Here is a 23,801-nt window from a genome sequence, read left to right as displayed (position 1 = left end):
GATGAACAGAATTACCCATTACTTCAAAAGCCTGCTCCTGCTCGAACTGCTCGGCGGTCTGTGGCTGACGCTGAAGTACACCTTCAAGCCGAAGTACACGCTGATGTACCCGATGGAGAAGTTCCCGCAGTCGCCGCGCTTCCGTGGCCTGCACGCGCTGCGCCGTTATCCCAACGGCGAAGAGCGCTGCATTGCCTGCAAGCTGTGCGAAGCGGTGTGCCCGGCGCTGGCCATCACCATCGACTCGGCCAAGCGTGAAGACGGCACCCGCCGTACTACCCGCTACGACATCGACCTGTTCAAGTGCATCTTCTGCGGCTTCTGTGAAGAAAGCTGCCCGGTGGACTCGATCGTCGAGACCCACATTCTCGAGTACCACTTCGAGAAGCGTGGCGAGAACATCGTTACCAAGCCGCAGCTGCTGGCCATCGGTGATCGGCTTGAAACCGAAATCGCCGAGCGTCGCGCCGCCGATGCCGCTTTCCGCTGAGGTCGAATGATGGATTGGGTAAATATCAGTTTCTGGGTCTTCTCCATCGTGGCGGGCATCTCCGCTGCGGCGGTGATCAGCGTGCGCAATCCGGTCTATGCCGTGTTGTGCCTGATCCTGACCTTCTTCTCGGTCGCCTGTGTATGGCTGCTGGTCGGGGCCGAGTTCCTGGGCGTGGCTCTGGTGCTGGTCTACGTCGGCGCTGTGATGGTGCTGTTCCTGTTCGTGGTGATGATGCTCGACATCGACGACAACAACCTGCGCGAGGGCTGGGTGCGTTACCTGCCAATCGGCCTGCTGGTTGCCATCACCATGCTGGTGCAGATGCTGGTACTGATCGGTGTGAAGGGCAGGGCGGTCAACCCGTTCCCGGCTGACAACGCCGCGGCCGTCGCCGCCGACAGCTCCAACATCACCTGGCTGGCCCGCAGCCTGTTCACCGAATACCTGCTGCCGTTCGAGTTCGCCGCCGTCATCCTGACCGTGGCCGTGGTTGCCGCCGTCATGCTGACCCTGCGTCGCCGTGAGGGTCTGAAGACCCAGAACCCGACCGAACAGACCATGGTCAAGGGCAGCGACCGCCTGCGCGTGGTCAAGATGGACGCCGAAAAGCCGGTGGTCCACACCCTGACCAAGCCCTCCAGCAACGAGGAGACTGCTCCGTGATCACTCTGGGTCATCTTCTGGCGCTGGGCGCGCTGCTGTTCTGCATCAGCCTTGCCGGCATCTTCCTCAACCGCAAGAACATCATCGTGCTGTTGATGTCGATCGAGTTGATGCTGCTGTCGGTCAACATCAATTTTGTCGGGTTCTCGCGTGAACTGGGCGACACGGCTGGCCAGCTGTTCGTCTTCTTCATCCTGACCGTGGCCGCCGCAGAAGCGGCGATCGGTCTGGCGATCCTGGTAACCCTGTTCCGTACCCGCCGCACCATCAATGTCGGCGAAGTCGATTCGCTGAAGGGCTGATCCGTAGATGGAAATTACTCTCTCCAAGAGTCTGTTGATCGCAGTGGTGCTTGCACCGCTGTTCGGCAGCATCATCGCCGGCCTGTTCGGTCGTCAGGTCGGGCGCCTTGGCGCGCAGACCGTCACCATCCTGGGCGTCGCAGCCAGCTGCGTCATGTCCAGCTACGTGTTCTACCAGCTGCTGTGGGGCGGCGCGCAGCCGTTCAACCAGAACGTCTACACCTTCTTTGAAGTCGGCCAGTACTCGGCGCATGTCGGTTTCATGATCGACAAGCTGACCGCGATGATGATGGTGGTGGTGACCTTCGTGTCGCTGCTGGTCCACATCTACACCATCGGCTACATGGAAGAAGACCCGGGCTACCAGCGCTTCTTCAGCTACATCTCGCTGTTCACCTTCTCGATGCTCACCCTGGTGATGAGCAACAACTTCCTGCAGCTGTTCTTTGGCTGGGAAGCGGTGGGCCTGGTGTCGTACCTGCTGATCGGCTTCTGGTTCAAGCGACCGACCGCGATCTTCGCCAACATGAAGGCCTTCCTGGTCAACCGTGTCGGTGACTTCGGCTTCATCCTCGGCATCGCCGGCGTGCTGTGGGTGTTCGGCACCCTCGACTACGCGACCGTGTTCGCCAATGCGCCGATCCTGAACCACCCGGAAGCCCAGCTGCAGGTGTGGTCGGGCACGATCAACCTGTTCGGCTTGACCTCGATCGAAGTGATGTCCGAGCCGGTGATCTGGTCGATCGCCACCATCATCTGCATCTGCCTGTTCATCGGTGCCATGGGCAAGTCCGCCCAGGTTCCGCTGCACGTGTGGCTGCCGGACTCGATGGAAGGCCCGACCCCGATCTCGGCACTGATCCACGCGGCGACCATGGTCACCGCGGGCATCTTCATGGTCACCCGCATGTCGCCGCTGTTCGAGCTGTCGCAGACCGCGCTGAACTTCGTGCTGTTCATCGGTGCCACCACCGCGTTCTTCACCGGCCTGATCGGTATCGTGCAGAACGACATCAAGCGCGTTGTCGCGTACTCCACGCTGTCGCAGCTGGGTTACATGACCGTGGCGCTGGGCGTGTCGGCCTACTCGGCGGCCGTGTTCCACCTGATGACCCACGCCTTCTTCAAGGCGCTGCTGTTCCTCGGCGCGGGCTCGGTGATCATCGCCATGCACCACGAGCAGGACATGCGCAAGATGGGCGGCCTGCGCAAGTACATGCCGATCACCTTCATCACCATGTGGATCGGCACCCTGGCCCTGGTCGGTACGCCGTTCTTCTCCGGCTTCTACTCCAAGGACACCATCATCGAGGCGGCCGAGCACCACGCTCACATCTCCTCGAGCTGGGTGGCGACCTATGGCTACTGGGCCGTGCTGGGTGGCGTCGTTGTCACCAGCTTCTACAGCTTCCGCCTGCTGTTCCTGACCTTCCATGGCAAGGAGCGCTTCCGCGACGCACATGACGATCACGGCCACGGCCATGACGATCACCCTGCCGCCGATGCGCATCATGCCGATGCCCATCACGGTGATGCACATGACGACCACGGCCATGGCCACGGTCCGCATGAGCCGCACGAAACCCCGTGGGTGGTGACCCTGCCGCTGATCCTGCTGGCGATCCCGTCGATCCTGATCGGTTTCTTCAGCATCGGTCCGATGCTGTACGGCACCGACTGGGCCGGCCATCACGCCGAGGGCGGCGTTCCGGGTCAGGTGCACTCGTTCTTCACCGGTGTCGTCGATTTCTACGATCCGGCGCGCAACACCATTGGTGCGCTGGCGGAAGAGTTCCACGGTCCGGTGGCGTTCGCCCTGCACGGCATGATGGCTCCGGCCTTCTTCCTGACCGTGGCGGGCTTCCTGCTGGCGGTGCTGTTCTACCTGTGGAAGCCGGAACTGGCGACGAAGGCCCGCAAGACCTTCGCCCCGCTGGTCTCGGTGCTGGAAAACAAGTACGGCTTCGACAAGCTGTGGATCGGCGGTTTCGCCGGCGGCGGCGTCAAGCTGGGCAAGGTTTCCCGCGCGATCGACACGAATCTGGTCGATGGTGTGGTGGTCAACGGTTCGGCACGCCTGATCGACCTGGCTGCCAACCTGCTGCGTCGCACCCAATCCGGTTTCCTCTATCACTACGCCTTCGCGATGATCATCGGCCTGATTGCCCTGCTGGGCGCGCTGATGCATTACCTGCGTTGATGACCTGTACGGAATAAGAAGACGTGTCGAACTGGCCTCTACTCAGTGTTCTCATCTGGCTGCCGATTATCGGCGGTGCCTTGATCCTTGCCATCCGTGATGCCCAGACCGCGCGTTGGGCCTCGCTGGGCGTCGCAGTGCTGACCTTCGTGGCCAGCCTGTTCCTGCTCAGCGGTTACGACGTGAGCAACGACGCCCTGCAGTTCGTCGAGACCCGCGCCTGGATCCCGGCCTACGACATTGGCTACAACCTGGGTGTGGACGGCATCGCCATCGCGCTGATCCTGCTGACCACCCTGGTCTCGGTGCTGGCGCTGATTGGTGCCTGGAGCGCCATCGACAAGCGCGTCAACCAGTACGTGGCGGCCTTCCTGATCCTGGAAGGCGTCACCGTCGGTATCTTCGCTGCCACCGACGCGATGCTGTTCTACGTGTTCTTCGAGGCCATGCTGATCCCGATGTTCCTGATCATCGGTGTCTGGGGTGGTCCGCGTCGCATCTACGCCGCCCTGAAGTTCTTCCTGTACACCTTCCTCGGCTCGGTGCTGATGCTGGTGGCGCTGATCTACCTGTACCTGAAGGGCGGCAGCTTCCAGCTGGCCGACCTGTACCAGCTGCAGCTGAGCGCCCAGGAGCAGACCTGGATATTCTTCGCGTTCCTGATCGCCTTCGCGGTCAAGGTGCCGATGTTCCCGGTGCACACCTGGCTGCCGGACGCGCACGTGGAAGCACCGACCGCCGGTTCGGTGATCCTGGCCGCCATCGCACTGAAGATCGGTGGTTACGGCTTCCTGCGCTTCAACCTGCCGATCGTCCCGGACGCCTCGCAGGAATGGGCGTGGCTGGTCATCACCCTGTCGCTGATCGCGGTGATCTACGTCGGTCTGGTCGCCCTGGTCCAGGACGACATGAAGAAGCTGATCGCGTACTCGTCGATCGCGCACATGGGCTTCGTCACCCTGGGCACCTTCATCGCGCTGTGGCTGGTGCGTGACGCCGGCAACCCCGACGCCGCCCGCCTCGGCCTGCAGGGTGCGATGGTGCAGATGGTCTCGCACGGCTTCGTCTCCGGTGCGATGTTCTCCTGCGTCGGCGTGCTGTACGACCGCATGCACACCCGCCGCATCGCCGATTACGGCGGCGTCGTCAACGTGATGCCGTGGTTCGCCACCTTCGCCATGCTGTTCTTCATGGCCAATGCCGGCCTGCCGGGCACCAGCGGTTTCGTTGGCGAGTTCATGATCATCATGGCCAGCTTCCAGCGTAATCCGTGGCTGGCACTGGGCGCGGCGACCACCCTGGTGATCACCGCTGCCTACACGCTGTGGCTGTACAAGCGCGTGTTCTTCGGTGAAGTGGCCAACCCGCATGTGGCTGAAATGAAGGACATCAACGGTCGCGAGTGGCTGGTGCTGGGCGTGTTCGCCGTCGGCACGCTGGCCTTGGGTCTGTATCCCAAGCCGCTGACCGACCTGATGGAGCCCTCGATCGCGAAGCTGGCGATGCAGATCGCATCCAGCAAGCTGCTGTAATTCCAGGATTTGATGATGACCACCTCTTCGCTGTTGCCATTGACCGCCGCTGACCTGCCGCCGCTCGCTCCCGAGCTGGTGCTGATCGGCAGCGCCTTCGCGCTGATGATCCTTGACCTGTTCATCAGCAAGGAAAAGAAGATCTGGACCCACCTGTTCTCGGTCGCTGCACTGGCCGTGGTGCTGTTCATGCTGGCTACCGGCGTGGGCGGGCAGGGTGAGGTGTTCCATGGCATGTTCATCCGCGACACCGCCGCCGACGTCATGAAGACCGTGGTCGTGCTGTGCAGCGGCCTGACCCTGATCTACGGCTGGAGCTACCTGCGCGAACGCGATCTGTTCCAGGGCGAGATCCCGGTGCTGATCATGTTCGCCACCGCCGGCATGATGATCCTGGTCTCGGCCGGCAGCCTGCTGATGGTCTACCTGGGCCTGGAACTGCTGGCGCTGTGCTCGTACGCGCTGGTTGCCAGCAACCGTGACAACAAGCTGGCCACCGAAGCGGCGATGAAGTACATCGTGCTGGGGTCGCTGGCCTCGGGCCTGCTGCTGTACGGCATGTCGCTGATCTACGGTGCCACCGGTTCGCTGCACCTGGACGTGATCCACGATTCCATCGCCCACACCGAAGAGCGCGTGCTGCTGCTGACCGGCGTGGTGTTCATGATTGCCGGCGTAGCCTTCAAGCTGGGTGCGGCGCCGTTCCACATGTGGCTGCCGGACGTGTACCAGGGTGCTCCGGCACCGGTCGCGCTGTTCATCAGCTCCGCACCGAAGCTGGCTGCGTTTGGCATGGCCTACCGCCTGCTGGAAGTCGGGGTTGGCCCGCTGGCGGCCGAGTGGAAGATCCTCATTGGTGGCCTGGCGGCACTGTCGTTGGTCATCGGCAACCTGATGGCCATCGCGCAGAGCAACTTGAAGCGCATGCTCGCGTACTCCACCGTGTCGCACATCGGCTTCCTGCTGCTGGGCATTGCCGGTGGTGGCGAGCGCGGCTACTCGGCGGCGCTGTTCTACGCCCTGAGCTACGCGATCATGTCGACCGCCGGCTTCGGCGCGATCATCGCGCTGTCGCGCAATGGCTTCGAAGCCGAGAAGATCGAAGACTTCAAGGGCCTGAACGCCCGCAACCCGTGGATGGCCGGGCTGGTCCTGTGCATCATGGCCTCGATGGCCGGCATCCCGCCGTTCCTTGGCTTCTGGACCAAGCTGGCCGTGCTCGGCGCAGCTGTCGATGGCGGCCTGCTGTGGCTGGCCATCCTGGGTGTGCTGTGCGCCGTGGTCGGCTGCTTCTACTACCTGCGCGTCATCAAGGTCATGTACTTCGATGAGCCGGTGGGTGAGCCGCTGCCGGCCCACAACGACCGTGTTCTGGGCGTGGTGCTGGGCGTGAACGCCCTGGCGCTGCTGGCCCTGGGCTTCGCCTGGAACCCGATCATGGTCTGGTGCCAGCAGGCTTTTGCACATCTTGCATAAAAAACGATACAAAACTGCACAAATCGTGTAATATTCGTTTCCTGAGTTGTTGCTGCAGCGGTTTCGCCAGAAGATCGTTGCTTACGGAATCTACAGATTCCGGCTCATCCGCTTCTGATGCGGGGTGGAGCAGTCTGGCAGCTCGTCGGGCTCATAACCCGAAGGTCGCAGGTTCAAATCCTGCCCCCGCTACCAAGAAAACAAGAAGGGCGACCCCGAAACGGGTCGCCTTTTTTGTTTGCCCTCTCCGGGCGCTGGAATGCCGAACCGCCGAACCGCCGGTATGCCGGAATGTCGTATCGCCGGAATGTCGCGGTACACGTAGAGCCGGGCTTGCCCGGCTGCCGTTCACGACCAACTAACAGCACCTCACGCAGCGTAACCCCACGGGGACAACACCAGCATCACCAAAGCGGGGAAGACCATCATGGGTTCCGGCGCAAACACCCACGCACTCATCGCAGCGCGCCTAGGCTACAACGGCGAATATCACGAACCAACGAGCGCGTGGCAGGCGCTGGGCAACGGTCACCGCATCTACAGCCCGCTTCTCATGCGCTTCCACAGCCCCGACACGTTGAGCCCATTCGACAAAGGTGGCCTGAATGCCTATGGGTATTGCGGCGACGATCCGGTGAACAACCACGATCCGAACGGGCGCTTTCACTTCAAGGTGATGGCACTCGGATTGGTCTTCACCGGCCTTACCGGTGTCAGTGCGGCTGCGAGGGGTCTCTTTCCCCCTGACTCCACTGAGGCAAAAATTTTTTCCATTGCTGGAATCGTTACAGGCATCGCCGCCGCGGGCGTGGGGGCTTATTACATCAAAGTCAAATTCTTCCCCAGGCAAGGGGTGACAAGCGTCCCGACCCCGGTCCCAACTGCACCACCTCTAACGCCCCCGGCACGATCGCCGTCGTTCAATCTGTCACGCCAGACCACCGTCACCGATGCGTCGTTGACGCAATCGACCAGTTCCATCGTTCCCGCTCGGCCTATGCCTGCGACGACGACAGGGCAGGGGGGCGGCCCGACCCAAGCAGAACTGCAGCGGCAACGCCGCGCGGGTTTTGACCACACAGCGTCCCAGGCAACGGCTCCCTTGGTAGCGCCAAACAAGTCCATCCGAAAACTCTCGCTCGTTACCGCCGGGCCATACCGCAAACCCCTCGGGAGGGGCGGCGGCAAGGCTCGCAAGGTCGGCAAACCTGACAACGGTCGCAGGCGTTCCTTGAAGCCCTATTACGGCGGTGCCTTCTGATGCTTGCAGGATGAAAGGAACTGCTCTACAATTCCGCTTCTGCTGCGGGGTGGAGCAGTCTGGCAGCTCGTCGGGCTCATAACCCGAAGGTCGCAGGTTCAAATCCTGCCCCCGCTACCAACTCAATCTGCAATGCAGATGCAGTAGACGAAAAGGCGATCCGGCAACGGCTCGCCTTTTTTGTTGCCCGCTCGACGCCGCGGGGCCCCGCGACGTAGAGCCGGGCTTGCCCGGCTGCTCTTCACGACCCTCTAACCGCGGGTATCGCAGCGTAGGTCTGTCGGGGGCGACAAGCGGCAGATTCTCGAAATTCGGGGGGGGGGGGGGGGGCCCCCCCCCCCCCCCCCCCGTCCATGTCATCCGCGCCGGTCACTACCGCGTCATCGGACGCTGCAAGTTCAATGGGCTTCAACGGAGAGCTGCACGAACGCCACTTTGACTGGCAGTTGCTCGGCAACGGCTATCGTTCGTTCAACCCTGTGCTGATGCGATTCCACAACCCGGACAACCTCAGTCCCTTTGAAGAGGGAGGGAGGAACGCATACGCATACTGCGGTGACGATCCTATCAACTGCCATGATCCGAGCGGTCACTTCCTCCAGTATGCCGCTCTTGGCTTAGCTGCTTCCGCACTTATTACAGGTGCAGGGAGCTTCATAGCCCGAACTGCAGATGATCCGCAAGTTTCGGAAACTCTCGGGCGGCTGGCATTGGGCCTGGGTATCGCCGCTGCTGTCGTCCTGGGGGGATTCGCAATGCAGCGTGGCCTACGCGGATCGTCTGCGCGGCGGTATTCCAAACCATCGCCACTAGAAGGTGTGGTTCTCGACGACTCCCAGGCAGTCAAGATTGGAAATGCGACCTTCTACCCAGGTGTGGGCAAGGATGCTCTGGTAACGCACGGGAATCGATTCGTGACAAGCGCTGAAGGGCCCGTTAGTGGAACCACGCTAGGCCGACAGGTCCAGCAGCATATGGGTTCGGATTACCAGTACAAAACGACCTTGCTGCTGAGTTGTAGAGCAGACTTTGGGGGGAAGCTGGCTTCGCAGGGGCAGGCATTCTCCAACACATTGCGGGTCAAGGTCACTGAAATGAGGGGGCGCGTGGATATGCTGGGGTCAAGGCCGGTGGCCAAGCCAGGATACGACTTCGAGTTTCATCCACAATCACGGATTCGCAGTATTGCAACCAGATACTTGAATGAAGCGTTTCACCGGCGCTATCCACTGTTTCGCGGCCACTGATGCGCGGATGTGGCCGGAAGGTGAACAGGGGGTCGAGGAATGTACTGTGTAGGCACTTCGCAGATGCGCCTCGGCCAAGGAGGCACCCTTCATGAGCCGCTGACTAATTGGCAGCTGCTTGGAAATGGTGCTCGTTGCTACAGCTCTGCGCTCACACGATTTCAGAGCCCTGATGGCTTGAGCCCCTTCGGTCAAGGCGGCTTCAACAGCTACGCCTACTGCCATCTGGATCCGATCAATCGCAAGGATCCCAGCGGGCAATCCGCAGTATGGATCGCATCTGGTCTCGCAGTCGGCATTCTGGGGGTCTTCACAATCGGAGCGGTAGCCGCCTATCACACTGACAAGCACAAGCTTGCTTCTGCGCTTGCTATCGTGGGTGCAGGACTGGCGGTCGCCGCAGCGGTGGGGGGCTTTGCAGTGGGATTGGCTAGAGCAACGCCACGAACCCAGTCACGCGCCATGAGTCAAACGGGGCGCTCCCATCCTGAAGCAACTCGTGTCCGCCTGGCCGAACGCTCTCAACCCTTAGAGGCCCGCAGTTGGGCGAGCAACGTAAACCAGCGCTCACGGCCACCGCCACCCCCAAAGCCGCAGCTACAGGCGAAGCCACGGCCGCGGCTGTCGTTGAACAGAGGGTCTGCCCGCCCGGCTGCTCGCCTGCCCGGATCGATCCTTCGCGCAGAAGGCGAGGTCGCCGCAGTGAACAAGCGCGTACGTTTCAACGACGATCTGGACATGCTGCGGTTCGACCGCGACGACGACGTTTCAGTCTGGAGCTCTGACGCGTGATAGCCCTGAAAATCCCTAAGTACTTTTACTGGTCTGCTTGAAAATGTGACCTCTAGCGGGCAGTTTTCATCCGCTGTTGATTCCCCCGCCGCTGCAATCGAGGCTCCCCCGCAAGGAGACGCCTCATGCGTGCATCGGCTCTGCCCGCCGCTGTCAGGCAAGGAACGCGACCACCGTCACTGGCGCGCAATGCGCTTGCTCTAGCGCTGATCACCCCATGCCTGGCCGCCGCCCAGGTCGTGGTAGACACCCCCCGCACCACCACCGTCAACCTAGACAGCGAACCCGGCTCCAACGCCGCCACCGCGCAGGTCACCGCCGGCACCACAGTCAACACCACCAACGGCGAAGCATTGGTCGGCCAGAACTTCCGCTGGACGCTGGACAACTACGGTCAACTCATCAGCGCAGATCCCAACGTATTCGCCGTGCGCCTGCAGAACGGCGAAACCTTCCACAACCACATCGGCGCGGTGGTGCAGGGCGTGGGCGGCGGATTCACCGCCATCAACAGCGCGGCTACAGTCACCAATGAAGGGCGGATCGCCGCGAGCGTTGGCCCAGGCCTGGAGCTTCGCGCCGGCGGTTTTCTGCTCAACGCTGCCGGTGCCGAAGTGGTCGGTGGAAACTACGGAGTACGTCTGATCAACAGCAGCAACGGTCTGCTCAACGCCGGCCTGATTGAAGCCACCAACGGTGAGGCACTGCACGTGGAAGGCGGTGCGGGCGATGTCATCAATGCCAACACGGCCGTCGTGAGCGGCACCACCCATGGCGTCAACCTGGTCAATGGCGGGGTGACGCTGATCAATGCCGGGCGCGTGGAGGCCAGTACCGGCGTCGGCGTCACCACCAATTCCGGTGGCACCGTGATCAATCAGCAGGGTGCCGCGATCCGCGCCGGCACGGTAGGGATCAGCATGACCAACGGTACCGCCGCCATCAACAACACCGGCCTGATCCAGGGTGGTACCTACTCGCTGCGCTTCGAAACCGGCAATGGCACGCTCACCCAGGACAGCGGTGCCTTGCTGATCGGTAGCGCCTATGGGGCCGGCAGCAGTCGTATCGTGCTGCATGGTGAAGGCGTGGCCAGTAACGATTTTCTGCAGTTCGCCAGCTTGAACGTCGATGCGCAGCGCTGGAGCCTGCTCGGACGTACCGAAGCCACGGCGACCACTGTTACGACCGGACAGCTCTGGCTGGGCGCACCGGGGCTGCAAGGCGCTGTGCTCTCTGGCAACACAGTCGACATAGGCACCAGCACGACGCTGGCCGGCACCGGCAGCCGTATTGAAGGGGCGGTCAGCAATCACGGCACCCTGGCGGTGGGTTCCGGGCTTGTGGCGTGGTCGCCGTCACCGGGCGCGCTGGACATCGTCGGCAGTCTCGACAACCGCGCCGTGATTGCCGCCACCGACGGCGTCAACTTCGGCAACGTATTGCAAGTGAGCGGCAGCTACCACGGCCTCGGGGCCATCCGCCTGGGCGCATCGGTCAACGAAGCGCATCAGGGGGCCCTGGCCAACCAGCGCGCCGACCGACTGCTGGTGCGGGGCGACGCCAGTGGGCTCACCGGTGTGGTCGTCACCGCGACCTCCGGCACCGCCACCGGCGCTTCGGCGGCGTATCACGGCCCGGACGCCGGCGTGTCGTTGATACAGGTGTCAGGGCAGTCCACCGCGTCGGCGTTTCTCCTGGCGCGCCCGTACGTTACCGGCGGTACGCCGTTCCGCTACCGCCTGTATGCCTACGGTCCGGGAGCCGCCAACGGGGCCGCTTCGCCGGCGCAGAACCTGGTGGGCAATCCGGGCGGCTACTGGGACTACCGACTGCAGCGAGGATACGAAACCGCCATTCCGCTGCCGCCGGGAGTGGTTGTAATTCCGGGTGGGGGAGATGGCGATGGTGGCGGTTCCGGTGGAGGCGGCGGCACTGGTGGCGGAGGTGGCGGCACTGGCGGTGGCAGCGGGGGCGGCACCGGTGGCGGTACTGGTGGTGGCGGTAGCGGAGGCGGCAGCGGTGTCGGTGCCGGCGAAGAAGAGGGCCGCTACGAGCTCGCGCCACAGGTTCCGGGTTATCTCGCCATGCTCAACGGCCTCATCAGCACCGGGTGGGACGACCTCGATAATCTGCATCGCCGCCTCGGCGAGGTGCGCCGTGCGGATGACGGGCAGGACACCCGGCAGGACAGCGAGATGTTCCTGCGTGCCCACGGCGGCCGTGCGCGCTTTGCGCCACATCTGTCATTCGCCGAGTACGGCTACGCGATGCGCCAGGATTATCGGGCCCTGCAGTTGGGCGGGTCGGCGCTGGTCCCGTCCGAGGGCAGTGGCGTGTGGCGTATCGGGGCTGCCGTCACGCTGGGACGGGCCGGACAGGAACCGGAGCTGCGCGATGCCGAGGCGGACCTGCGCGTCGACACCCGGACCTGGATGCTGATCGGCACCTGGATGTCGGCCGGCGGCATGTACGTGGACCTGCAGGGCGGCTACGGCGTGGCCAAGGGCCGCAAACGGGTGGACATGGAGGGTGAGGTGGAGGTCGCGCGACCGCGCGGCAGTCGCTGGCTGGCGTCAGTGGAAACCGGCTGGCCGTTCAGCTTGGGTGGCTCAGCCTGGGGCCTCGAGCCGCAGCTGCAGCTGGCCTGGCAGGACATCACCGTGGACCCGTTCAGCGACAGCGAGGGGCTGCGCGTGGCCGGTCGATCAGAGTCGGCCGGGCTGGGGCGGCTGGGCGTGCGGCTGTACCGCAATCCCGATGAGGGGCTGGCCGAACGGCGCTGGGAACCCTGGCTGCGGCTGGACTATCTGGAGGGCTTCGACGACGGCGGCCAGCTGGACATCAGCGGCGTCACCTTCCGTACCGACCACTACGGGCGCGCCTGGCGCGCCGGCGCGGGGCTGAGCGCCCGGCTCGGCAAGGGCTGGGACCTGTATGGCGAGGGCTACTGGCAGGGGCGCTTCAACAACGAGGGCTGGGAGGCGTGGAATGCCGTGGTCGGGGCCCGGGTGCGCTGGTGAACCTGTCTGCCGGCGGGTGGGACCCGTTGCACCAGTGCGGTGCAACGGCTATCATCAGTGGCTTAGCGGACTACCTGATTGGCCCCATTCTGTGAATGGTGCTTTGTCCCGCGACCGGCTTCCGGGCCGTGCGACTTCCAACCAGGTAGTCGTGACCCCCCGGGCAGCTGGGCTCGCAGCATCGCGTACACGCGTGGCTGCTGCCGGAATCCAGCATGACCGGAGTTGTACCGGACAGGGGCCCAGCGGGCCCTTTGTTGTTTCCGGAAGCTGGTTTGCCAGCCCCTTTTTTACGAATCAAGGCAGAACGTGAGCGACAAGGCAACTGAAATCGCGAACCTGCTCGGCCCCACCGTTGAGTCGCTGGGTCTGGAGCTGCTGGGCGTTGAGTATCTCACCGCGCCCGGTGGTGCCACCCTGCGCCTGTACATCGACGTGCCGGTGGCCGAACAGCCCGACCGCATCGTCAACATCGACGACTGCGAACGCGTGAGCCGTGAAGTCTCCGCGCAGCTCGACGTGGAAGATCCGATCAGCGCCAACTACACGCTGGAAGTGTCCTCGCCGGGCGTGGACCGTCCGCTGTTCACCCTTGAACAGTTCGAGCGTGCCATCGGCGAATCGGCCAAGGTCACCCTGAAACTGCCGCAGGACGGCCGCCGTCGTCTGCAGGGCGAGATTCTCGCCGTGGACGCGGAGCAGGGCACCGTCACCTTCCAGGTCGACAATTTCCAGTTCACCGCTGATGTCGAGAACATCGACAAGGCACGCATCATGCCGGACTGGGCCGCCCTTGGCCTGGCTCCGAGCAAGCCGACTGGCCCGGCACCCAAGCAGGGTGACAAGGCGAGCAAGAAACCAACCAACAAGCCGGCGGCCAAGAAGCCGCGCGCGGAGTAAGCAGCCGATGAGCAAGGAACTTTTGCTGGTAGTGGATGCGGTCGCCAATGAAAAGGGCGTGCCGCGTGAAGTGATCTTCGAGGCCATCGAAGCCGCACTGGCTTCGGCCGCGAAGAAGCGTTACCCGGACCAGGAAGTGCTGGCCCGCGTGTCGATCGACCACAAGGACGGTACCTACGAAACCTTCCGCCGCTGGGAAGTGGTGGCCGATGACGTCGTGATGGAATCGCCGGACCGTCAGATCCGTCTGATGGATGCCGTGGACGAAGCCGACGGCGTGGAAGTGGGCGACTACATCGAAGAGCAGATCGAAAACCCGGACTTCGGCCGCATCGCGGCGCAGGCCGCCAAGCAGGTCATCGTCCAGCGCGTGCGCGAAGCCGAGCGCCAGCAGGTCGTGGACGCCTGGAAGGACCGCGTCGGCGAACTGGTCACTGGTGTGGTCAAGCGCGCCGAGCGCGGCAACATCTATGTGGACCTGGGCGGCAACGCCGAGGCCTTCATTCCGAAGGACAAGGGCATTCCGCGCGACGTGCTGCGCGCCGGCGACCGCGTGCGCGGTTACCTGGCCGAAGTGCGTTCGGAACCGCGTGGCCCGCAGCTGTTCATCAGCCGCGCCGCCCCGGAATTCATGATCGAGCTGTTCAAGCTGGAAGTGCCGGAAGTCGGCCAGGGCCTGGTGGAAATCAAGGCCTGCGCCCGCGATCCGGGCGACCGCGCCAAGATCGCCGTGCTCGCCCACGACGCCCGTACCGATCCCATCGGTGCCTGCATCGGCATGCGCGGTTCGCGCGTGCAGGCCGTGTCCAACGAGCTCAATGGCGAGCGCGTGGACATCGTGCTGTGGAACGACAACCCGGCCAACTTCGTCATCAATGCCATGGCTCCGGCCGAAGTGCAGTCCATCATCGTCGATGAGGAAAAGCACTCGATGGATCTGGCTGTCGCTGAAGAGCGTCTGGCCCAGGCGATCGGCAAGGGCGGCCAGAACGTGCGTCTGGCCAGCCGCCTGACCGGCTGGCAGCTCAACGTGATGACCCAGGACCAGGTGACCGCCAAGTCGGAAGCCGAGCAGGGCGTGGCCCGCCAGCTGTTCATGGACAAGCTGGAAGTGGACGAGGAAATCGCCGCCATCCTGGTCACCGAAGGCTTCAACACGGTGGAAGAAATCGCCTACGTGCCGGTCGGCGAACTGCTGGCCGTGGAAGGCTTCGACGAAGACATCGTGGAAGAACTGCGTGCCCGCGCCCGCGACGCGCTGCTCAATGAAGCGCTGGCGGTGGAAGAGGGACTGGAAGACGGCCTGCCGGCCGCCGACCTGCTCGCCCTGGAAGGCATGGACGAGGCAACCGCCTACGCCCTGGCCGGCCACGGCGTGCGCACCAGTGAGGACCTGTCGGACCTGGCGACCGACGAGATCCTCGAGTTCGGCATCGAAGGCATGGACCAGGAGCGCGCCGCCGCCCTGGTGATGGCCGCCCGAGCCGAGGAGATCGCCCGCCTGGAGCGCGGCGAATGAGCCAGCGATGAACAGTGCCCTGACCCGCTCAGGGCTTAGACTCCGCGCTGCCTTCGTCCGTTTCGGAGGCGCGCCAACCAGATCATAGGATCCGAATGTCGCAGCAAACCACCATCCGCAAGCTCGCCGAACTGGTCAACACGCCGGTCGAGAAACTGCTTGAACAGCTTGCCGACGCCGGCATGAAGTTCAGCGGTCCCGACCAGGTCGTGACCAGCACCGAGAAGGTGAAGCTCCTGGGCTTCCTCCGTCGTTCGCATGGCAAGGCGGAAACGCCGGCCGAAAGCGCTGACGAAGCAGCCAAGAAGATCACCCTGAACCGTCGCAAGCTGCAGGAAGTGACGGTCAGCGCCGGTCGCAGCAAGACCACCGTCAACGTCGAAGTCCGCCAGAAGCGCACCTACACCAAGGACGCCAGTGGCAAGGCGATGACGCCGGATGAGGAGCGTGCCGACATCCTGCGCAAGCTGGAGGAATCCCGCCAGCGCAATCTGGACGAACAGCGTGCCCTGGCCGAGAAGGACCGCCTGCGCGACGAGGAAATCGCCCGCAAGCGCCAGGAAGAGCAGGCTGAAAAAGACCGCATCGAAGCTGAGCGCAAGGCTGCCGAAGCCGCCGCTGATGCCGCGCGCAACGCGCCGGTGGAAAAGGCTGCGCCGGCACCGGCTGCCGAAGCACCTGCACGTGCCGCACGCCCGGCTCCGGCCGCTGCTGCGCCGGCGCGTCCGGCCCCGCGCAGTGACGACCGTGGCAACCGCGGCAACGACCGTGGTGGCAACAAGCGCGACGACGACGGTGGTAACCGTTTCGCCGGCCAGCTGCACCTGTCGGCCGCCGATCGCGCCCGCCGTGGCAACAACAGCAACTCGCGTGGCCGTCCGGCGGCGCGTGGCCAGCAGGGCCGTCGTGGCAACGAGCAGTCGCGTGGCGGCTCGGGCAGCCATGGCTTCGAGCGTCCGACCGCACCGGTCGTGCGTGAAGTCGCCATCGGCGAAACCATCACCGTGGCCGATCTGGCCCAGAAGCTGGCCCTGAAGGGCGGCGAAGTGGTGAAGGCGCTGTTCAAGATGGGCGTGATGGCCACCATCACCCAGACCATCGACCACGACACCGCTGCCCTGGTGACCGAAGAACTCGGCCACAAGGCCGTGCGTGCCGACAGCAACGATGCCGAAGACGCACTGCTGGCAGCGACCGACAGCGCGCAGGGCGATGCCGTGCAGCGTCCGCCGGTGGTGACCATCATGGGTCACGTCGACCACGGCAAGACCTCGCTGCTGGATTACATCCGCCGCACCAAGGTTGCCGGTGGCGAAGCCGGTGGCATCACCCAGCACATCGGTGCGTACCACGTTGAAACGCCGAAGGGTGTGATCAGCTTCCTGGATACCCCGGGCCACGCCGCGTTCACCTCGATGCGTGCCCGTGGTGCCAAGCTGACCGATATCGTGGTGCTGGTGGTGGCAGCCGACGACGGCGTCATGCCGCAGACCAAGGAAGCCATCCAGCACGCGCGTTCGGCCGGTGTGCCGCTGATCGTGGCGATCAACAAGATCGACAAGTCCGGTGCCGACCCGATGCGGGTCAAGAACGAACTGCTCGGTGAGCAGGTCGTGGCCGAAGACTTCGGTGGTGACATCCAGATGGTGGAAATCTCCGCCAAGGCCGGTACCGGCATCGACAATCTGCTTGACGCGATTTCGATCCAGGCCGAACTGCTGGAACTGAAGGCCGTATCCGAAGGCCGCGCCAGCGGCGTGGTCATCGAGTCCTCGCTGGACAAGGGCCGTGGCCCGATCGCCACCGTGCTGGTGCAGCAGGGTCAGCTCAAGAAGGGCGACTACCTGGTGTGCGGCATCCAGTACGGCCGCGTGCGTGCGCTGTTCGACGAAACCGGCAAGCAGCCTGACAGCGCCGGCCCGTCGATTCCGGTGCAGGTGCTGGGTCTGTCCGGCGTGCCGGATGCCGGCGATGACTTCGTGGTTGTCGACGACGAGCGTCTGGCCAAGGACGTCGCGCAGCAGCGCGATACCAAGCGCCGTGAATCGCGCATGGTCCAGTCCGCCGGCAGCCGCATGGAAGACATCATGGCGACCCTGGGCAAGGGCAATGGCCAGCAGGTGCTGAACCTGGTGATCAAGGCCGACGTGCAGGGTTCGGTGCAGGCGCTGAGCCAGGCACTGGTCGCGCTGTCCAACGACGACATCCGCATCAACGTGATCCACTCCGGCGTGGGCGGCATCACCGAGTCGGACGCCAACTCCGCCGTGGCTTCCAAGGCCACCGTGATCGGCTTCAACGTGCGTGCCGACGCCTCCGCGCGTCGCATCATCGAAGCCAATGGCGTGGACCTGCGTTACTTCTCGATCATCTATGACGTGATCGATCAGGTGAAGCAGGTGGCCTCCGGTCTGCTCGGCGTGGAGATCCGCGAAGAGATCATCGGTATTGCCCAGGTCCGCGACGTGTTCCGCAGCTCCAAGTTCGGTGCGGTGGCCGGTTGTATGGTCATCGAAGGCGTGGTCAAGCGCAGCAAGCCGATCCGCGTCCTGCGCGACAGCGTGGTGGTGTTCGAAGGCGAGCTGGAATCGCTGCGTCGCTTCAAGGAGAACGTCGAGGAAGTCCGCAACGGTACCGAATGCGGTATCGGCGTGAAGGCCTACAACGACGTCAAGGCCGGCGACCAGATCGAATGCTTCGAGCGTATCGAAGTGCCGCGTACCCTGTAATGCCCCGGGGCCCGACCAACGGTCGGGCCCTACCGCGAATACCGGCCCGTGGTTGGGTCGGACATGTATCCCCGGTAGCGCCCGACCGTTGGTCGGGCGGCCCCAGAATCAAGAGCTTCCTGTGCCCAAAACCTTCCATCGAACTGACCGTGTTTCCGCCCAGCTCCGCCGTGAACTGGGAACCCTCGTGCACAACGCGGTGCGCGAACACGGGCTGCCGTCGGTAAGTGTTTCGGACGTGGAAATCACCCGTGACATGGCGCATGCCAAGGTCTTCGTCACCGCGCTGATGCCGGAGCGTTCGGCGGAAGCGGTCAAGGGTCTTAAAGAAATCGCGTGGGACCTGCGTATGAATCTGGCGCGTGCGATGAAGCTGCGTCACGTGCCGGAGCTGCACTTCCACTACGACGATTCGGTGGATCGCGGCGAGCATATCGACAACCTGCTGCGTGATCTGCCCGATACGCTGGCGGCTGAGAAATCCCGCAAGGCCGACGGCGAAGACGACGCCAACTGATACCACGCCGGGCACCGCCCGGCGTTTTTGTATTGCACCTATTCTATGAATCGAATCACGTTCCGCCGCCTGGACGGCATTCTGCTGCTCGACAAGTCGACCGGCATGAGCTCCAACGCCGCGCTGCAGGTGGCCCGCCGCCTGTTCCGCGCCGAGAAGGGCGGCCATACCGGCAGCCTCGACCCGCTGGCCACCGGCCTGCTGCCGCTGTGTTTTGGCGAGGCGACCAAGATCGCCGGCCTGCTGCTGGGCTCGGCCAAGGCTTATGACGCCGAAGTGGTGCTGGGCCAGACCACCGACACCGATGATTCCGACGGCACCGTGCTGCGTGAACGCCCGGTGCCGACGATCAGCCCCGCACAGCTGGAGGCCGCCCTGGCTCCCTTGAAGGGCCGTATACGACAGCGCGCACCGATCTATTCCGCGCTCAAGCAAGGCGGCGAGCCGCTGTATGTGAAGGCCCGCCGCGGGGAGGCCATCGAGGCCCCGGAGCGCGAGGTCGAGGTACACGCGATTGAGGTGCTGGACCAGCAGCCGACGCGGTTGAGCCTGCGCGTGACCTGCGGTTCAGGTACCTACATCCGCAGCATTGCCCGTGACCTGGGCGAAACCCTGGGCTGCGGCGCGCATATCGCCGGCCTCCGGCGGCTGTGGGTGGACCCGTTCCGCGACGCGCCCATGGTCACCCTCGACACCCTGCGCCAGCTGGTGGAGCAGGGCGACGAGGCCGCCTTGGACGCACTGCTGCTGCCGCTGGCGGAAGGTCTGGCGCATTACCCCCGCGTTGAACTGGATGCTGAACAGGCGCGGCGCTTCTGCATGGGCCAGCGCCTGCGCAACGCAGACTGGGCGCAGGGCGGAGTGGCCGTGTATGGGCCGGAGGGCCAGATACAGGGCCTTGGACAGGTCGATGAGACCGGTCTGCTGGCTCCGCAGCGGCGCTTCAACCTGTGACCTGACGCACCCGGCGCTTGTCCCCAAGCCCCCCGACCGTTACAATTTCGCGGCCTTTTCAAGGCAGCCCGCATCTGCGGGTTCATCTTTCCGTTCACGGCGAGTCACGCGGTACGCCACTGGGGCGTCTCTGCGGGCCACGCATCTAAAGAGAAAAAGACATGTCGATCGACACCCAGAAGGTCATTGAAGACAACAAGCGCAGCGCCGCCGACACCGGTTCCCCGGAAGTCCAGGTCGCCCTGCTGACCGCCCGCATTGAACTGCTGACCGGCCACTTCAAGACCCACAAGAAGGATCACCACAGCCGTCGCGGCCTGCTGCAGATGGTCAACCGCCGCCGCAGCCTGCTCGACTACCTGAAGAAGAAGGACGTCGAGCGTTACAAGGCCCTGATCGAAAAGCTCGGCCTGCGTCGCTAAGCAAGAACCCCGACCGCGGCGCAGGAATGCGCCGCGGTTTTGTTTTGGTAGTACCGCATCACATTGCCTGGACCGGAACAGCCGGTCACCCGCAGGCGGCAAGGGTCGCCGGCGGTCCATTCGCAGACAGCATCATCCAAGGAAATCCCCCGTGGCAAAAATCACCAAAACCTTCCAGTACGGCAAGCACACCGTCACGCTTGAAACCGGCGAAATCGCCCGTCAGGCCAGTGGTGCCGTCATCGTCAAGATGGACGACACCGTGCTGCTGGTCACTGCCGTCGCCGCCAAGAGCGCGCGCGAAGGCCAGGACTTCTTCCCGCTGACCGTTGATTATCAGGAAAAGTTCTACGCCGGTGGCCGCATCCCGGGTGGCTTCTTCAAGCGCGAAGGCCGCGCGACCGAGAAGGAAACCCTGATCTCGCGTCTGATCGACCGCCCGATCCGTCCGCTGTTCCCGGAAGACTACCGCAACGAAGTGCAGATCATCGCCACGGTGATGTCGCTGAACCCGGACGTGGACGGTGACATCGCCGCCCTGATCGGTGCTTCGGCCGCCCTGTCGCTGGCCGGTACCCCGTTCAAGGGTCCGATCGGTGCTGCCAAGGTCGGTTACAAGAACGGTGAGTACATTCTCAACCCGTCCGTGACCGAACTGAAGGATTCGGAACTGGAACTGGTCGTGGCCGGTACCTCCAACGCCGTGCTGATGGTCGAATCCGAAGCCGCGCTGCTGTCTGAAGACGTGATGCTGGGTGCCGTGACCTTCGGTCACCGCGAAATGCAGAAGGTCATCAACGCCATCAACGAGCTGACCGTGGAAGCCGGCACCAAGCCGTCGACCTGGGTTGCCCCGGTGAAGAACGACGTGCTGATCAGCGCGCTGAAGGAAGCCATCGGCCCGCGTCTGGGCGAAGCCTTCCAGGTTCGCGACAAGCTGCAGCGCCGCGACGCCATCGCCGCCATCAAGAAGGACGTCACCGAATCGCTGGCCGGCCGCGTCGCCGCTGAAGGCTGGAACGGTGCCGAGCTGGCCAAGGAGTTCGGCGAGCTGGAATACAGCACCATGCGCAACTCGGTGCTGGACACCAAGGTCCGCATCGACGGCCGCGCACTGGACACCGTCCGCCCGATCACCGTGAAGACCGGCGTGCTGCCGCGTACCCACGGTTCCTCGCTGTTCACCCGCGGTGAAACCCAGGCCATCGTCGCCATCACCCTGGGCACTGCGCGTGACGGCCAGGTCATCGACGCCGTTGCCGGTGAGTACAAGGAAAACTTCCTGTTCCACTACAACTTCCCTCCGTTCTCGGTGGGTGAGTGCGGCCGTTTCGGCGCGCCGAAGCGTCGCGAAATCGGTCACGGCCGTCTGGCCAAGCGCGGCGTGCTGGCTGTGATGCCGTCGCTGGAAGCCTTCCCGTACACCATCCGCGTGGTCTCGGAAATCACCGAATCCAACGGCTCCTCGTCGATGGCCTCGGTCTGCGGCTCGTCGCTGGCTCTGATGGACGCCGGCGTGCCGGTGAAGTCGCCGGTTGCCGGTATCGCCATGGGTCTGGTCAAGGAAGGCGACCGCTTCGTCGTCCTGTCCGACATCCTGGGTGACGAAGATCACCTGGGCGACATGGACTTCAAGGTCGCTGGTACCGCTGAGGGCATCTCCGCCCTGCAGATGGACATCAAGATCGAAGGCATCACCGAAGAAATCATGAAGCAGGCACTGCAGCAGGCCAAGGCTGGCCGTCTGCACATCCTGGGTGAAATGGCCCACGGCCTGACCGCCCCGCGTGCCGAGCTGTCGGACTACGCGCCGCGCCTGCTGACCATCAAGATCCACCCGGACAAGATCCGCGAAGTGATCGGCAAGGGTGGTTCCACCATCCAGGCCATCACCAAGGAAACCGGCACCCAGATCGACATCCAGGACGACGGCACCATCGTCATCGCTTCGGTCAATGCCATCGCTGCGCAGGCTGCCAAGTCGCGCATCGAGCAGATCACCTCGGACGTCGAGCCGGGCCGCATCTACGAAGGCAAGGTCGCCAAGATCATGGACTTCGGTGCGTTCGTCACCATCCTGCCGGGCAAGGACGGTCTGGTCCACGTCTCGCAGATCTCCAGCGAGCGCGTCGAGAAGGTCGGCGACAAGCTGAAGGAAGGCGACGTGGTCAAGGTCAAGGTGCTGGAAGTGGACAAGCAGGGCCGTATCCGCCTGTCCATGAAGGCCGTGGAAGAAGGCGAAGGCGCTTCGGCCGAATAATCGGCTGGCGTCATCGTTGCAATGAAAAAACGGGCTTCGGCCCGTTTTTTCTTTTTGGATGGATCACGGGATCGCCGGTTGGGCGAATGGCTGGACGGCCGGCGTGTGGGAGACGTTGGACAGACGGCCGGGAACTGGTAGGGTCGGTCGATAGACGACCGCCGATAACGGTGATCCGTTCTTTAACGCATGACCACGGAACGGAGCGACGCTATTCCGTCCAAAGGTCATGCGTTACCGAGCGTTGAACACTTCACGGCGGTCGTCTATCGACCGACCCTACCTCGCCTTTCGTGATCCTGCGTCCCGTGGAGCCCGCCATGTTCCGTGCATCGCCGCTTTCAGCTCTGCTGTTCTTCACTCTCTCGCTGTCATCGACCCCACTGCACGCAGCCGATACGCCGGCAGCCAAGGTCATCGGTGCCTACTACCCCGGCGGCTCCGCCGAGCGCTACCCGATCGCCAACATCCCGGCAGACACGCTCACCCACCTGTTCTACGCTTTCGCCCGCATTGAGAACGGGGAGTGCGTGGTGGACGCCAACGCACCAGAGCACTTCAAGTCCCTCGCTGCGCTCAAACGCGAGCATCCCAAGCTCACCAGCATGATCTCCATCGGCGGCTGGAACGCGGGCGGCTTCTCGGACGCCGCGCTGACCGAGGAGAGCCGCCAGCGCTTCGTCGCCTCCTGCGTAGCGATGTTCTTCAAGCAACACGCCGGCAGCTTCGACGGCGTCGACATCGACTGGGAGTTCCCGGTCTACGGCGGCCCGCTTGAGATCACCGACCGTCCCGAAGATCGCCGCAACATGACCCTGCTGGTGCAGGAATTCCGTCGCCAGCTGGATGCGCTCGGCGGTCCGCATCGTCTGCTCACTGCGGCACTGCCGGCCGGTCGTGTGCAGACCGATGGTCCCTACGATCCGGCGCTGAGCTATGAACTGAAAGCGCTCGGCCAGGCGCTCGATTTCATCAACCTGATGACCTACGACATGGGCACCGGGTTCTCCAAGGTTTCCACCTTCAACGCGCCGCTGCGGGAGGTACCGGAAGACCCGCTGGTGCCCACCCAGCGCCGCTGGAACAGCGTGGAAGGCGCGGTGCGCTACTACCGCGAGCAAGGCGTACCGGACGACAAGCTGGTACTGGGTGTGCCGTTCTACGGACGTGGATTCAAGGTAAGTACCGATGCCAACAACGGCCTGTACCAGTCGTACAGCGCCCCGGCCGACGCCGGCGACTGGCGGCGCATCCGCGCCGAACTGCTGGGCAAGCCTGGCTGGCAGCGGCACTGGCATCCGGTGGCGCAGGCCCCGTGGCTGTACAACCCGGTCGAAAAGGTGTTCGTCAGCTATGAGGATGAAACTTCGATTGGCATCCGCGCCGATTACGCGAAGGCGCAGAACCTGCGCGGCGTGTTTACCTGGGAGCTGACTGGCGATGATGATCAGGGCAGCCTGCTGAAGGCGATGGCAGCTCCGTACCGCTGAGGGAAGGGGGCGCTGTTCGCT

General features: G+C 63.8%; 17 protein-coding genes, 2 tRNA genes and 1 pseudogene. All 20 read left to right on the top strand.

Translation table 11 applies throughout. From position 1 onward, the window contains the following. Window position 1 precedes the first annotated feature (1 nt). The 20 genes and pseudogenes from nuoI to PDM29_RS00775 all read left to right on the top strand — a co-directional run bounded on the left by nuoI (window position 2) and on the right by PDM29_RS00775 (window position 23,780). Window positions 2-490, top strand: coding sequence for an NADH-quinone oxidoreductase subunit NuoI (gene nuoI / locus PDM29_RS00865; RefSeq protein WP_311192025.1), 489 nt, complete (start codon window positions 2-4; stop codon window positions 488-490). 9 nt (window positions 491-499) lie between these two features. Further along, on the top strand, window positions 500-1,156 hold the full coding sequence (locus PDM29_RS00860; protein ID WP_311193858.1) for an NADH-quinone oxidoreductase subunit J: 657 nt from the start codon (window positions 500-502) through the stop codon (window positions 1,154-1,156). Further along, window positions 1,153-1,458, top strand: a complete 306-nt coding sequence (gene nuoK / locus PDM29_RS00855) for an NADH-quinone oxidoreductase subunit NuoK (protein ID WP_125360403.1) — start codon at window positions 1,153-1,155, stop codon at window positions 1,456-1,458. Before PDM29_RS00860 ends, nuoK begins: the two co-directional genes overlap by 4 nt. 7 nt (window positions 1,459-1,465) lie before the next feature. After that, window positions 1,466-3,658, top strand: a complete 2,193-nt coding sequence (nuoL, locus tag PDM29_RS00850; RefSeq protein WP_311192024.1) for an NADH-quinone oxidoreductase subunit L — start codon at window positions 1,466-1,468, stop codon at window positions 3,656-3,658. A 23-nt stretch (window positions 3,659-3,681) separates the two neighbouring features. Next, entirely contained in the window at window positions 3,682-5,190 is a 1,509-nt protein-coding gene (locus PDM29_RS00845) for an NADH-quinone oxidoreductase subunit M (protein ID WP_311192023.1), read from the top strand. Between the two features lie 15 nt (window positions 5,191-5,205). Further along, window positions 5,206-6,666 carry an NADH-quinone oxidoreductase subunit NuoN gene (gene nuoN, locus PDM29_RS00840; RefSeq protein WP_311192022.1) on the top strand — a complete coding sequence of 487 codons (1,461 nt, stop codon included), beginning with the start codon at window positions 5,206-5,208 and terminating at the stop codon, window positions 6,664-6,666. Window positions 6,667-6,784: 118 nt separating this feature from the next. Further along, window positions 6,785-6,861: transfer RNA gene (locus PDM29_RS00835), tRNA-Met, on the top strand. 232 nt (window positions 6,862-7,093) lie between these two features. After that, complete coding sequence (locus PDM29_RS00830; RefSeq protein WP_311192021.1) at window positions 7,094-7,927, top strand: RHS repeat-associated core domain-containing protein; 834 nt, start codon at window positions 7,094-7,096, stop codon at window positions 7,925-7,927. 43 nt (window positions 7,928-7,970) lie between these two features. After that, window positions 7,971-8,047 (top strand) — tRNA-Met (locus PDM29_RS00825). A 233-nt stretch (window positions 8,048-8,280) separates the two neighbouring features. Then, window positions 8,281-9,174 (top strand): RHS repeat-associated core domain-containing protein, encoded by an 894-nt coding sequence (locus PDM29_RS00820; RefSeq protein ID WP_311192020.1) that lies wholly within the window; start codon window positions 8,281-8,283, stop codon window positions 9,172-9,174. 39 nt (window positions 9,175-9,213) lie between these two features. After that, window positions 9,214-9,423, top strand: a pseudogene (locus PDM29_RS21000) (RHS repeat-associated core domain-containing protein); the annotation flags it as partial. A gap of 668 nt (window positions 9,424-10,091) precedes the next feature. Continuing rightward, window positions 10,092-12,989: an autotransporter family protein gene (locus tag PDM29_RS00815; protein WP_311192019.1), complete on the top strand. Its 2,898-nt coding sequence runs from the start codon at window positions 10,092-10,094 to the stop codon at window positions 12,987-12,989. 309 nt (window positions 12,990-13,298) lie between these two features. Next, entirely contained in the window at window positions 13,299-13,889 is a 591-nt protein-coding gene (gene rimP, locus PDM29_RS00810) for a ribosome maturation factor RimP (protein ID WP_125362313.1), read from the top strand. 7 nt (window positions 13,890-13,896) lie between these two features. Then, entirely contained in the window at window positions 13,897-15,408 is a 1,512-nt protein-coding gene (gene nusA, locus PDM29_RS00805; protein WP_125362312.1) for a transcription termination factor NusA, read from the top strand. 95 nt (window positions 15,409-15,503) lie between these two features. Continuing rightward, window positions 15,504-18,137, top strand: coding sequence for a translation initiation factor IF-2 (gene infB / locus PDM29_RS00800; RefSeq protein ID WP_311192018.1), 2,634 nt, complete (start codon window positions 15,504-15,506; stop codon window positions 18,135-18,137). Between the two features lie 121 nt (window positions 18,138-18,258). Then, window positions 18,259-18,654, top strand: coding sequence for a 30S ribosome-binding factor RbfA (gene rbfA / locus PDM29_RS00795; protein ID WP_311192017.1), 396 nt, complete (start codon window positions 18,259-18,261; stop codon window positions 18,652-18,654). A gap of 45 nt (window positions 18,655-18,699) precedes the next feature. Continuing rightward, complete coding sequence (truB, locus tag PDM29_RS00790) at window positions 18,700-19,608, top strand: tRNA pseudouridine(55) synthase TruB (protein ID WP_311192016.1); 909 nt, start codon at window positions 18,700-18,702, stop codon at window positions 19,606-19,608. Between the two features lie 161 nt (window positions 19,609-19,769). After that, complete coding sequence (gene rpsO, locus PDM29_RS00785) at window positions 19,770-20,030, top strand: 30S ribosomal protein S15 (RefSeq protein ID WP_005417886.1); 261 nt, start codon at window positions 19,770-19,772, stop codon at window positions 20,028-20,030. A gap of 151 nt (window positions 20,031-20,181) precedes the next feature. Beyond that, entirely contained in the window at window positions 20,182-22,290 is a 2,109-nt protein-coding gene (gene pnp / locus PDM29_RS00780; RefSeq protein ID WP_311192015.1) for a polyribonucleotide nucleotidyltransferase, read from the top strand. A gap of 320 nt (window positions 22,291-22,610) precedes the next feature. Then, a complete protein-coding gene (locus PDM29_RS00775) occupies window positions 22,611-23,780 on the top strand; it encodes a glycoside hydrolase family 18 protein (RefSeq protein WP_311192014.1) in 1,170 nt (389 codons plus the stop codon). Window positions 23,781-23,801: the final 21 nt, after the last annotated feature.

The sequence above is a fragment of the Stenotrophomonas oahuensis genome (genome assembly GCF_031834595.1).
Classification (GTDB): Bacteria; Pseudomonadota; Gammaproteobacteria; order Xanthomonadales; family Xanthomonadaceae; genus Stenotrophomonas; species Stenotrophomonas oahuensis.
This window is presented reverse-complemented; position numbering and strand designations above follow the sequence as displayed.